9 protein-coding genes are annotated in these 9,746 nt (G+C 72.0%); 2 read left to right on the plus strand and 7 right to left on the minus strand.

Going from position 1 to position 9,746, the window contains the following annotated elements:
- Positions 1–440 precede the first annotated feature (440 nt).
- Entirely contained in the window at positions 441–2,507 is a 2,067-nt protein-coding gene (locus EAO70_RS20315) for an MDR family MFS transporter (protein WP_148004295.1), read from the plus strand.
- A gap of 37 nt (positions 2,508–2,544) precedes the next feature.
- Here the strand turns inward: EAO70_RS20315 and EAO70_RS20320 are convergent, their stop codons facing one another.
- The 5 genes from EAO70_RS20320 to EAO70_RS20340 form a co-directional block, all read right to left on the minus strand.
- Positions 2,545–3,030, minus strand: coding sequence for a GNAT family N-acetyltransferase (locus tag EAO70_RS20320; protein ID WP_148004296.1), 486 nt, complete (start codon positions 3,028–3,030; stop codon positions 2,545–2,547).
- Between the two features lie 49 nt (positions 3,031–3,079).
- On the minus strand, positions 3,080–3,451 hold the full coding sequence (locus EAO70_RS20325) for an antibiotic biosynthesis monooxygenase family protein (RefSeq protein ID WP_148004297.1): 372 nt from the start codon (positions 3,449–3,451) through the stop codon (positions 3,080–3,082).
- Between the two features lie 121 nt (positions 3,452–3,572).
- Positions 3,573–4,241 (minus strand): O-methyltransferase, encoded by a 669-nt coding sequence (locus tag EAO70_RS20330; RefSeq protein WP_148004298.1) that lies wholly within the window; start codon positions 4,239–4,241, stop codon positions 3,573–3,575.
- Positions 4,238–5,341, minus strand: a complete 1,104-nt coding sequence (locus EAO70_RS20335) for a DUF2330 domain-containing protein (RefSeq protein ID WP_148004299.1) — start codon at positions 5,339–5,341, stop codon at positions 4,238–4,240. The genes EAO70_RS20330 and EAO70_RS20335 overlap by 4 nt, the downstream gene beginning before the upstream one ends.
- 69 nt (positions 5,342–5,410) lie before the next feature.
- Positions 5,411–6,676: a cytochrome P450 gene (locus tag EAO70_RS20340; RefSeq protein WP_148004300.1), complete on the minus strand. Its 1,266-nt coding sequence runs from the start codon at positions 6,674–6,676 to the stop codon at positions 5,411–5,413.
- A gap of 228 nt (positions 6,677–6,904) precedes the next feature.
- On the opposite strand from EAO70_RS20340, the gene EAO70_RS20345 reads away from it, so the two are divergent.
- The gene (locus EAO70_RS20345; RefSeq protein ID WP_148004301.1) at positions 6,905–8,083 is read left to right on the plus strand and encodes a steroid 3-ketoacyl-CoA thiolase; all 1,179 of its coding nucleotides are present in this window, start codon (positions 6,905–6,907) and stop codon (positions 8,081–8,083) included.
- 94 nt (positions 8,084–8,177) lie between these two features.
- Here the strand turns inward: EAO70_RS20345 and EAO70_RS20350 are convergent, their stop codons facing one another.
- Complete coding sequence (locus EAO70_RS20350; protein ID WP_148004302.1) at positions 8,178–8,579, minus strand: transglycosylase SLT domain-containing protein; 402 nt, start codon at positions 8,577–8,579, stop codon at positions 8,178–8,180.
- A 285-nt stretch (positions 8,580–8,864) separates the two neighbouring features.
- The coding region (locus tag EAO70_RS20355) for an ECF transporter S component (protein WP_410091299.1) at positions 8,865–9,746 on the minus strand (882 nt) is incomplete at its 5' end.

Consider the following 9,746-nt stretch of genomic DNA (forward strand, 5'->3'; position numbering starts at 1 on the left):
TCCCTGAACCTCGCCGTGTCCGAGTCACCCTCCGCCTCCGCCTCGTCGCGGACTCCGGAGCCGACGTCGTCCTCGCCGACCCCGCGCGAGACCACCGCGYCGCCGTCCGGTGCGTCCAGCGTCACGTACGGCCTGATCCGGAGCGGATCGAAGTCCTCGGCCGCAGCCAGTTCAGCCCGGGCGCAGGCGCAGCCAGGTCTCTGTACACCGCATTCAGGACAGATGTGTCCGCTCATGATGGGTCCCCTCCCCGAGACAACTGCTGGCGATTATGCAGCCCAGCCCCCGCCGGGCAACGAACAGGCGGCCGGCAGGACGGCGCGGACTGCACCCGGGTGCGCCCTCCGCCAGGCCGTATCCGGACATTCGGACCAGGATGGAGACGCCGTCCCATGGCGCGTCCGGCGGGACGCCCGACGCGACGCCCCGAGGAGACGCCCATGGCCCAGCACGTCAGCCCGCCCGAGCTCGGCGGCGGCGCTCCGGGGCCCGGGCAGGGGCAGGGCCACCGCACCGTCCTCGTGGCGATCGGCGCGCTGCTCCTCGGCATGCTGCTGGCCGCCCTCGACCAGACCATCGTCTCCACCGCGCTGCCGACCATCGTCAGCGAGCTCGGCGGCATGGAGCACCTGTCCTGGGTGGTCACCGCCTACATGCTGGCGTCCACGGCGGCCACCCCGCTGTGGGGCAAGCTCGGCGACCAGTACGGGCGCAAGAAGCTCTTCCAGGCGGCGATCGTCCTCTTCCTCATCGGCTCCGCGCTCTGCGGCATCGCCCAGAACATGCCGCAGCTCATCGCCTTCCGCGCGGTCCAGGGCCTCGGCGGCGGCGGCCTCATGGTCCTGTCGATGGCGATCGTCGGGGACCTGGTGTCGCCCCGGGAGCGCGGCAAGTACCAGGGCCTCTTCGGCGCCGTCTTCGGCACCACCAGCGTCCTCGGTCCGCTGCTCGGCGGGGTCTTCACCCAGCAGCTCTCCTGGCGCTGGGTCTTCTACATCAACCTGCCGATCGGCATCGTCGCCCTCTTCGTGATCGCGGCCGTCCTGCACATCCCGGTCCGCTCCGCCCGGCACACCATCGACTACCTCGGCACCTTCCTCATCGCCTCCGTCGCCACCTGTCTGGTCCTGGTGGCCTCGCTCGGCGGCACCACCTGGGCGTGGGACTCGCCGCAGATCATCGGGCTCGCCGTGCTCGGCGCCGTCCTCCTCGTCTGCTTCGTGCGGGTCGAGCGGCGGGCGGCCGAGCCGGTCATCCCGCTCAGGCTCTTCGGGATCCGGACGTTCAGCCTGGTCGCGGTCATCAGCTTCGTCGTCGGCTTCGCCATGTTCGGCGCCATGACCTATCTGCCGACCTTCCTCCAGGTGGTGCAGGGCGTCACGCCCACCATGTCCGGCGTGCACATGCTGCCGATGGTGGCCGGCATGCTGATCATGTCGACGGGCTCCGGGCAGATCGTCTCCCGCACCGGCCGCTGGAAGGTCTTCCCGATCGTGGGCACCGGCGTCACCTGCGTCGGACTGCTGCTGCTCCACGGGCTGTCGGAGAACAGCTCCACCTGGGAGATGAGCCTCTGCTTCTTCGTCTTCGGCGCCGGCCTCGGCCTGGTGATGCAGGTCCTCGTCCTGGTCGTGCAGAACTCCGTCCCGTACGCGGACCTCGGCGTCGCCACCTCCGGTGCCACCTTCTTCCGCTCCATCGGGGCGTCGTTCGGCGTCGCCGTCTTCGGCACGATCTTCACCAGCCGGCTCACCGGCAAGCTCGACGAGGTGTTCGCCGCCGCCGCGGGGCAGGCCCTGCCGCCCGGCGTCGGCCCCGAGCAGGTCGCCGCCGACCCGCGCACGGTCGCACGGCTCCCGGCCGAACTGCGCCCCTCCGTGCTCCACGCGTACGCCTCGTCCATCACCGACGTCTTCCTGTACGCGGCGCCCGTCGTCCTGGTCGCCTTCGTCGTGGCCTGGTTCCTCAAGGAGGACAAGCTGCGGGGCTCGGTCACCGCGCCCGACACCAGCCAGACGCTCGCGTCCAACCCCGTCGAGCGCTCCTCGTACGAGGAGTGCGCCCGCGCCCTGTCCGTCCTCGGCTCCCGCGAGGGGCGCAAGGCGGTCTACGAGAGGATCACCGCCCGCGCCGGGCTCGACCTGCTGCCCGCCGCGAGCTGGCTGCTGCTGCGGATCCGCCGTCACGGCACCGTCGAACCCGCCCGGCTCGCCGAGCACGTACCGGTGCCCCTGGAGGTGATCACCCGGGCCTCGCGCCAGGTGGAGGAGCGGAGCCTGGTCCTGCGGGAGGGCACCCAGCTGATCCTCACCGAGGAGGGCGTGGGGGCCGCGACCCGGCTCGCGGCGGCCCGCGAGGAGTCCCTCGCCGAGCTGCTCGGCGACTGGTGGGGGCCGGACCGGCCCACCGACCTGGTGAAACTCGTCGAGGAGCTGACCGCGGAACTCAGCGGATCGGACGCCGAACGCCCCCACGACCCCGATCCGCCCGGCGGTTCCCGCCCCTGACGAATCCCGGGCGCCCCGGCCCGCGGGGAGGGGGCCCTCAGAGGTCCTTGCCGTACCAGACGTCCATGTACGGGCCCGTGCAGTACGCCGGAATCTCGTCGTACCCGTGCCGGGTGTACAGGGCACGCGCCTCGACCAGGTCGAGGCGCGTGTTCAGGACCATCCGGCGGGCGCCGAGCCCGCGTGCCTCGTCCTCCAGACGGTCCAGGAGCGCCCCCGCCCCGCCCCGGCCGCGGAAGGCGTGCCGCAGGAAGATGCGGGTCAGTTCGGCACGGCCCCCGTCGAGGACGAGCACTCCGCCGCAGCCGGCCGGCTCGCCCTCGTACCGCGCGACCAGGAACCGGCCGGTCGGCGGGGCCAGCCGCTCGGCGCCGTCGCCGGTGAGGTACTCGTCGAGTTCCTCCGGTGTCGCGGGGCGCTTCCAGTAGCGGCTCGCGACGTCGTCCAGGTAGTCGCGGCGCAGGGCGGCGGCGTCCGGGGTGTCGACGTGCTCGGGGGAGAAGGTCCAGGTCATGCGCGCCATTGTGCGGCGCGCACGGCCCGGGGCGCGCCCGGTTTTCCGGGCGGCGGGATCAGCCCCGCGGGGAGGCCTGCTGGACGACCTCGAAGGACCAGAGGGTGGCGCCGGTGGCCGCGGGCTTCGGCCGCCCGCCACCCTCCGCGCCGCCCTCGGAACCGCCCGCGGAGCCCCCTTCCGAACCACCCGCGCCGCCTCCGTGCGCGGCCTTCATGGAGCCGTTCATCCAGGCCTGGAAGTCCTCCTCGCTGCGCCAGCGCGTGTACACGAGGTACTGGTCGGTGCCCTCGACGGGACGCAGCAGCTCGAACCACTCGAACCCGTCGGACCCCTCGACGGCCCCGGCCCGCGAGGCGAACCGCTGCTCCAGGACCTCACGCTGCTCGGCCGGCACGGTCAGCACGTTGATCTTCACCACACTGGGCACTTGACACCTCTCGGGACGTACGGGCCGGGCGCCGCGCCCGGCCTTGATCGCATACGTGCAGTCTCGTACATCCGCCGGTCAAGGCGGTGTGAGGACGGGGCCGCCGGCCCGCGACGGGCCGCTAGCGCACCACGCGGGCGAGGAGGAGTCCGTCGTAGCCCTTGGCGCCGACGGTCTGGACGGCGGTCGCGTCCAGGCGGGGTTCGGCGGCGACGAGGTCGAAGAGTTCACGGGTGCCGGTGATCGCCGGGTCGCTCGGGTCCGGGGTCGTGATCCTGCCGCCGCGCACCACGTTGTCCACGATGATCAGCGTGCCCGGGCGGGAGAGCTTGAGGGCCCACTCCACGTAGCGCGGGTTGTTGACCTTGTCGGCGTCGATGAAGACCAGGTCGAAGGGGCCCGCGCCCTCCGCCTCCAGGCCCGGCAGGCTGTCCAGGGCGGCGCCGGTCCGGACCTCGACGAGCTTGTCCAGGCCGGCGCGGGCGAGGTTCGCACGGGCGACGTCCGCGTGCGCCGGGTCGTACTCCAGGGTGATCAGCCGGCCGTCGGCGGGCAGGGCCCGGGCCAGCCAGATCGTGCTGTAGCCGCCGAGGGTGCCGATTTCCAGGATGGTCCGGGCGCCCTGCGTCAGGGCGAGCAGCTGGAGCAGCTTGCCCTGGTTGGGGGCGACGGCGATCTCGGGGAGTCCGGCCGCCGTGGAGGCGTCGAGCGCTGCGGTCAGCGCCTCGTCGGCGGGGGTGATCGTCTCGGCGAAGTAGGCGTCGACCGCGTGCCACTGAGGGTTCGTCATGCGGTCGAACGTACACCGGGGCGGAGTGCCGGGCGGCGCCGTGCTACCCGTACGGCCAGGAGCGTCCCGAGCGCCGCGAGGAGCAGGCCGCCGCCGACGGTCAGCAGCCACACGGGGATTCCGCCGGCCACCGTGAGCAGCCGGTCGGTGTACTCGACCCGCCGGTACGGGGTGTCGGCGACGGTCCGCAGGTGGTGGTCGTCGTCGATCCGCTCCGGGTGCGGGAACTCCTGCTCCAGGACGGTGAGATGGACCGACCGGTCTCCGGCCAGCCGGGCGACGGCGCCGTCGGGTCGCTCGATCCGGCCGGCGAACGTCACCTCGGGGGCGTCGCCGCCGATCGCGGAGCGGGGCTCCATCCGGTGCTCGGAGAGGACGGAGAGGCCGAGGCTCTGGGAGCTCCTGGCGAGACGGGAGAGCCGCATGGGGTAGACGAGTTCGGTGGAGTTGAAGGTGATGCGGAGCGGGGTCAGCTCGCCCTGGAGGACGGTGTTCTCCTCCTCGGGGGCGAGGCGGACGGCGACGTACTCCCACCGCCGCTCCACGTAGGGCTGGAGCGCGTCGGTCAGCCGCTCGGGGAGGTCGAAGCCGTGGGCGCGGAGCCAGCCGCCGAGGGCCTTCGGGTCGGTCGCCGTCAGCCGGGCGACGTCGAAGGGGCCGAGGCGCTCGCGTCCGACGACGCCGACCCCGCTCGCGCCGGGCGGCGGGGCGCCGGCGGCCGAGCCGTCGCCGTACCCGCTGTCGAACGGCCAGTCGCCCGTACGCGGCCAGAAGTACGTGCGGTCGCGCTGCTCGGGGGCGGCCAGCCGGTCGAGCGCGTCGAAGAGTTCCGGTTCGCCGAGGGTGACGTCGGCGCGCTGCGGTACGGGCATGATCCAGGCGGCCCGGGAGGCGTTGCCGTGGACGCGGAAGCGCATGACGACGGTCTCGGTGCGGCCGTCCCAGTGGACCGCCGACTCCTCGCGGTCGACGCCGATCCGCTGGTCCCTGGTCGGGATCATGGCGCCGCAGCCGCAGGCGTACGCCGGTGCGACGAGCGAGCCGAGCTGGAGCGCGAGCAGCGCGACGATGGTGGTCAGGATTCTGTGTGTCCCCCGCATGCGGGGTGGGACGTGCGGGACGGGAGGGCGGTTCCGCACGCCGTACGTCGAGGTGCCCCGACCCGCTGTCTACGCCCCCGTCCTCACCCGTAGTTCCTTCACGCCGTTCAGCCAGGCGGCCCGCAGCCGGCGCGGTTCGCCCGTGAGGGTCAGGTCGGGCAGGGCGTCCGCGAGCGCGTTGAAGATCAGCTCGATCTCCTTGATGGCGAGGGACTTGCCCAGGCAGAAGTGGGGTCCGCCGCCGCCGAAGCCGAGGTGGGGGTTGGGGTCGCGGGTGATGTCGAAGCGCTCGGGTTCGGTGAAGACCTCGGGGTCGTTGTTGGCGGAGGAGTAGAAGAGGCCGACGCGGTCGCCCTTGGCGATCTGCTGCCCGCCGAGTTCGGTGTCCTGGGTCGCGGTCCGCTGGAAGGAGACGACGGGGGTCGCCCAGCGCACGATCTCCTCGGCGGCGGTGGCCGGCCGCTCCCGCTTGAAGAGTTCCCACTGGTCCGGGTGGGTGAGGAAGGCGTGCATGCCGTGGCTGATGGCGTTGCGCGTGGTCTCGTTGCCGGCGACGGCGAGCAGCAGGACGAAGAAGCCGAACTCGTCGGAGGAGAGGTTGCCCTCGCCCTCGGCCGCGACGAGTTGGCTGACGATGTCGGCGGCCGGGCACTTCTTGCGCGCGGCGGCCATGTTCATCGCGTAGCCGATGAGTTCCATCGCCGCCTCGGCGCCGATCTCCTCGGTGATGGCGTATTCGGGGTCGTCGTACGCGACCATCTTGTTCGACCAGTCGAAGATGCGGGAACGGTCCTCCTGGGGGACGCCGATGAGTTCGGCGATGGCCTGGAGGGGGAGCTCGACGGCGACCCGGGTGACGAAGTCGAAGGTGCCGTCGGGGTCCGCGCCGTTCCGTGCCTCGGCGACGATGGCGTGCGCCCGGTCGCGCAGGGCGGTCTCCAGGTTCCGGATGGCCCGGGGGGTGAAGCCGCGCTGGACGATCTGGCGGACCCGGGTGTGCTCGGGCGGGTCCATGTTGAGCATGATCAGTTTCTGAACCTCGATCTGGTCCCGGGAGATGTGCTCGTTGAAGCGGATGACGGCCGTGTTCTCGTTCGAGGAGAACAACTCGGGGTGCGTGGAGACGTACTTGACGTCGGCGTGGCGCGTGACGGCCCAGTACCCGCCGTCCGCGAAGCCCGTGACGCCGGGCGGCTGGGAGCACCACCAGACCGGTGCCGTCCGCCGCAGCCGGGCGAACTCCGGGAACGGGACGCGGTCGCGGAGCAGATCGGGGTCGGTGGCGTCGAACCCCTCGGGAAGACGCCCGTCGGGGAGGTGGGGGCAGGCGGCCATCGGCAACACTCTCCATATCTGATGGACCATCAGAAGTTGCCGGGAAAGTTAGTAACGAGTTCTTCAAGTAGCAAGGCCCGGAACGGGAAGTGTTGCCTCCCGGACCCTTGCGTACCCGCGGTAGCAGTCATAAGACTGCACTCAGAACTAGAACGCGTACTAGTTCCCCCGTGACGCCGACCGACGGGATGCCGGGACGCCCCGTCCGGTCGAGGAGAGGACGAGCTCATGGCCGCGGAACCCGTCATCGTCGAAGCCGTACGCACCCCCATCGGCAAGCGCGGAGGCGCGCTCGCCAACCTGCACCCCGCCTACCTCCTGGGCGAGACCTACCGGGAACTCCTCGGGCGCACCGGCATCCACGCCGACTGCGTCGAGCAGATCGTCGGCGGCACCGTCACCCACGCCGGCGAGCAGTCCATGAACCCCGCCCGCACGGCCTGGCTCACCATGGGCCTCCCCTACGAGACGGCGGCGACCACGGTCGACTGCCAGTGCGGCTCCTCGCAGCAGGCGAGCCACATGGTCGCCAACATGGTCGCGGCCGGCGTCATCGACATCGGGATCAGCTGCGGCGTCGAGGCCATGTCCCGCGTCCCGCTCGGGTCCGGGTCCAAGCACGGTCCCGGCAAGCCCTTCCCCGACGAGTGGAACGTCGACCTCCCCAACCAGTTCGAGGCCGCCGAGCGCATCGCCCGCCACCGCGGCCTCACCCGCGAACGCGTCGACTCCCTCGGCCTGCTCTCCCAGGAGCGCGCCGCGAAGGCCTGGTCCGAGGAGCGCTTCAAGCGCGAGACCTTCGCCGTCCAGGTCCCCACCACGGAGGAGGAGCAGGCGGCCGGGCAGGGCATGTGGCGGCTCGTCGACCGGGACGAGGGGCTGCGGGACACCACCATGGAGGGCCTCGCCCGCCTCAAGCCCGTGATGCCGACGGCCGTCCACACCGCCGGGAACTCCTCCCAGATCTCCGACGGCGCCGCCGCGCTGCTGTGGGCCTCCAAGCGCATGGCCCGCGCCCTCAAGCTCAAGCCCCGCGCCCGGATCGTCGCCCAGGCACTGGTCGGCGCGGACCCGCACTTCCACCTCGACGGACCGATCGACGCCACCCGGGCCGTCCTCGGGAAGGCCGGGATGTCGCTCCGTGACATCGACCTCGTCGAGATCAACGAGGCCTTCGCATCGGTCGTGCTGAGCTGGGCGCAGGAATTCGATCGGGACTTGGACGGTCTCGCGAAGGTGAACGTCAACGGCGGCGCCATCGCCCTCGGCCACCCCGTCGGGGCCACCGGCGCCCGGCTGATCGCCACGGCCCTGCACGAGCTGGAACGCGCCGACAAGGAGTTCGCCCTGATCACCATGTGCGCGGGCGGCGCGGTGGCGACCGGGACGATCATCCAGCGGCTCTAGGGCTTCTCGGCGGAGTGTCCGGAAACGCCGCAGGCCCCGCCCTCCCTGACGGGAGGCGGGGCCTTGCGGGTGGGCGCTCGGGCGGCGGTGACTCTTAGTACCAGCCGTTGGCCTGCCAGAACGCCCAGGCGGCGTTCGGGGAGCCGTAGCGCTCGTTCATGTAGTTCAGACCCCACTTGATCTGGGTGGCGGGGTTCGTCTTCCAGTCGGAGCCGGCCGAGGACATCTTCGAGGCCGGGAGGGCCTGGACGAGGCCGTAGGCGCCGCTGGAGGAGTTGGTGGCCTGGTGGTTCCAGTGCGACTCGTGCTCGACGATCTTGCTGAACGAGGCGTACTGCGAGGCGGGCACGATCTTGCGTGCGACGTCCTGCGGGCTGGCGGCGGAAGCCGAGCCGGTCGTGCCGATGACCGCACCGGAGGCGGCGAGCAGGACGGCCGCGGTGCCGGCGAGGGTCCGCTTGCGGGCGGCGACACGGGTGGTGATCGAGCGGATCAAGATCTCTGCCTAACTTCGGGGACAAGGGGCGCGCCGGACGATTTCGGCAAGCCGGAACCAGAGCCCGGGGAACCCGGGAACTGGGGGGACCGGCCGTCCGAGGCGCTGCGGTGAGCACCGGCTGCCTGGCGACGTCCACCAGAGAAGCAGGGCCGGAACGCCGATGCAACGACCCCCTGTACGAGGAAGGTTCGGACCCGGGGCCCTCGTCCCCCGCAGGGGGTACGGGAGGTTTCCGCAGGTCATGACCTGATGTGGGAGGTTTGACCCGGTAGCGCCCGGCTACTATTCCGCGTCGTACGTGACGTAGGTCCTGTGGGGCGGCTCACCCGGGGAGGGCCTCCCGGGGCCCTCGAATGTGACCTGGGCCTCGAAGTTCGCCCGCCGCGTGGCCCGGCGGAGCGCCTTCAGGAGCGTGCCGCCGACGGTGAGGGTGAGGACCACGGTGAGGACGGCCCGCCCCAGGTCCCAGCCGAGGGAGGTGGCGGCGATGTAGGCCAGGAAGCGGACCAGGTTCTCGTGCAGCGGCGCCCCCGGCTGGAACGAGATGCCGCTGCTCAGGCCCTGGAGCAGCACCCAGCCCTGGAGATTCATGATCGTGCCGTACGCGAAGGCCGCCACGAACCCGTACGCGGACAGCATCAGCAGCTCGCCCCGGCCCCGCAGCCACGGCCCCGGCAGCAGCCCGGCGCCCATGGTGAACCACCCCATCGACAGCATCTGGAACGGCATCCACGGCCCCACACCGCCGGTGAGCAGCGCCGACGCGAACATCGTCACCGCGCCGAGGACGAACCCGAAGCCCGGCCCCAGGACCCGGCCGCTCAGCACCATCAGGAAGAACATCGGCTCCAGGCCGGCCGTGCCCGCGCCCAGCGGCCGCAGGGCCGCGCCCACGGCGGCCAGCACGCCCAGCATGGCCACCGCCTTCGCGTCCATGCCGCAGTCCGCGATCGTCGCCACGACCACCGCGACCAGGAGCGGCAGCAGGGCCGCGAACAGCCACGGGGCGTCCCCGGCGTGCGAGGTCACGGCGGAACCCGCATCCGCGAAGAGCGGCCAGCAGAAGGCGAAGAGACCGACGAGCGAGACGAGGGCCAGCGCGGTGACGGAGCGGGGTCCCAGCCGGACGGGCCGGGCCGGGCGGGCGCGGCGGACCGGCGCGCC

The organism is Streptomyces sp. adm13(2018) (genome assembly GCF_008042145.1).
In the GTDB taxonomy this organism is placed as follows: Bacteria; Actinomycetota; Actinomycetes; order Streptomycetales; family Streptomycetaceae; genus Streptomyces.

What these genes read in the sequence shown, in the direction of transcription:
- EAO70_RS20315 (WP_148004295.1), top strand. Translation starts at nt 441, where the DNA reads ATGGCCCAGCACGTCAGCCCGCCCGAGCTCGGCGGCGGCGCTCCGGGG.
- EAO70_RS20320 (WP_148004296.1), bottom strand. Translation starts at nt 3,030, where the DNA reads ATGGCGCGCATGACCTGGACCTTCTCCCCCGAGCACGTCGACACCCCG.
- EAO70_RS20330 (WP_148004298.1), bottom strand. Translation starts at nt 4,241, where the DNA reads ATGACGAACCCTCAGTGGCACGCGGTCGACGCCTACTTCGCCGAGACG.
- EAO70_RS20335 (WP_148004299.1), bottom strand. Translation starts at nt 5,341, where the DNA reads ATGCGGGGGACACACAGAATCCTGACCACCATCGTCGCGCTGCTCGCG.
- EAO70_RS20340 (WP_148004300.1), bottom strand. Translation starts at nt 6,676, where the DNA reads ATGGCCGCCTGCCCCCACCTCCCCGACGGGCGTCTTCCCGAGGGGTTC.
- EAO70_RS20345 (WP_148004301.1), top strand. Translation starts at nt 6,905, where the DNA reads ATGGCCGCGGAACCCGTCATCGTCGAAGCCGTACGCACCCCCATCGGC.